The organism is Inquilinus limosus MP06, from assembly GCF_000767795.1.
GTDB classification, from domain to species: domain Bacteria; phylum Pseudomonadota; class Alphaproteobacteria; order DSM-16000; family Inquilinaceae; genus Inquilinus; species Inquilinus limosus_E.
Genome location: NZ_JANX01000878.1, coordinates 1 through 1,763 on the forward strand (window position 1 = coordinate 1; position 1,763 = coordinate 1,763).

Annotated in this window: 3 protein-coding genes; all 3 read right to left on the bottom strand. The window is 73.2% G+C overall.

Going from position 1 to position 1,763, the window contains the following annotated elements; genetic code table 11:
- The coding region (locus P409_RS33505; RefSeq protein ID WP_034848871.1) for a hypothetical protein at positions 1 to 836 on the bottom strand (836 nt) is incomplete at its 3' end.
- An 82-nt stretch (positions 837 to 918) separates the two neighbouring features.
- Positions 919 to 1,317, bottom strand: a complete 399-nt coding sequence (locus P409_RS33510; RefSeq protein ID WP_034848873.1) for a RidA family protein — start codon at positions 1,315 to 1,317, stop codon at positions 919 to 921.
- Between the two features lie 21 nt (positions 1,318 to 1,338).
- Positions 1,339 to 1,763 (bottom strand): PhzF family phenazine biosynthesis protein (locus P409_RS33515; protein WP_034848874.1); only part of this gene is annotated, 425 nt, incomplete at its 5' end.

Sequence of the window (1,763 nt, forward strand, 5' to 3'; positions counted from 1 at the left end):
CCGCAGGCGGCGATGTCGGCAAAGCGCCGCGGCAGGCCGCTCACGAAACCGGCCAGGACGGCGCGATCGGCGGCGGGCACCGCGTCGGCCGCCTTCTCCACCACCGCGGCGATCGCCGCTGCCAGCGCCGAGGCGCGCCAGTCCGGCAGGCCGAGCGCCAGCAGCTCCGCCGCCCGTTCCTGCCAGCCGTGCTGCAGACCCGCCAGCAGCCCGACCATCCGCAGCAGCAGCGGCCGGTCGGCCTCGTACAGGTCCTCGCCCGGAATCTCGGCCAGCAGGACGCGGCCCTCCGCCTGTCCCAGCAGCCGCGGCACCGGCCCGCCGGCCAGGCGCTCGAGCAGCCGGCCCTCATGCGCGAAGAAGGGCGGCACCGCCTTCAGCCACACCGCCCGGCCCTCGACCGGGATGCGCCACAGGCTGGACAGGTTCCAGCTGCGGATCTGCTCCGGCGGGCCCGACAAGCGCAGGCCCTGCCCCTCCAGCACCCGGCGGGCCCAGGCCAGGTCGGCGGCCGGGCCGCCCGGCCGGGCATAGGGCAGCCGCAGCGGCTGGTCGTCGAGCGTTCCGGCCCAGGGCTCGACGGGCGCCGGATCTTCGGTCTCGGCGAGATAGGTCACCTGCCCGCCATGCGGCCGGTCGAGCTCCGTCTCCAGCAGCCGCAGGATGGTGACGTCGATGCCGAAGCGGTCGCGCACCGCGCGCACCACGAGCTCGACCTCCTGCCACCACGGCGTTGCCACGGCGACCGGCGGCAGGATGCCGAGCACGCTTCCGTCCGGCGCGGCGAGGACGAGGCGGGCGGTCCGCGGCGGGATCCCGGGAAAGTCTGACGGCATAGATCGGATCCGGCGCAGCCTGCCCGATCACCGCCGGGCCGCGGGCGAGAATACACGGCCGCCCGATTTCATTCCTGACGTATTAAGCTGATGCCGACGCCGCCGGCAGCCGGGCCGTCGCCTCGATCTCAACCCGCATATGCGGCTGCACCAGCTGGGCGAACACCGTGGTGTTGGCCGGCCGCGCCGCGTCGCAATGGCGGCGGATGATCGGCACGATGCGCTCGAACTCCGCCTGGCTGGTCACGTAGATCACCACCCGCACCAGATGCTCCAGCCCCGCCCCGGCTTGGCCGAGCGCCCAGGCGATGTTGCGGAAGCAGTTCTCGCACTGGCTCTCGACATCCTCGGGGAAGGAGAAGTCCTTGGCGTCGAATCCGGTGGTGCCGGAGACGAAGACCCAGCCATCGGCGACCACGGCGCGGGCATAGCCGGCACGGTCCTCATAGGGCGAGCCGGTGAAGATGCGGGTTCCGATCATGGTCTGTCCTTTCAGTGAATGTCAGAGGCGGAAAGCGCCGTCGGCGACGATGACGCAGCGGCCGCGCAATTCGACCCGGCCATCCCGCAGCCGCACCGCAAGGCGGCTGGCCCGGCCGAGCGCGTGGCCCTGCTCGATGACAACTTCGCCGGTCGACGGCACCAGGTCGCGTTCGGCGAGCAGCCAAGCCAGCGGGCCGGCGGCGCTGCCGGTCGCCGGATCCTCCCACAGCCCGACGGTCGGGTTGAAGAAGCGGGCATGGGCGGCGGCCGACGGGTCGATCGGGTCGAGGCTGTAGAGGTAGCAGCCCTGAGCCCCGGCCCGGCGCAGCTCCGCCAGCAGCCGGGCGGCGTCCGGATCGGCGTCTGCCACCGCCGCGCGGTCGCGGGCCTGGACCATGAGATGCGCCGCGCCGGTCGAGACCACGCGGGCGCCGGGAAGCAGGT

Bases quoted from the DNA above. Each gene is read 5' to 3' on its own strand.
- P409_RS33510 (WP_034848873.1), bottom strand. From the start codon at position 1,317: ATGATCGGAACCCGCATCTTCACCGGCTCGCCCTATGAGGACCGTGCC.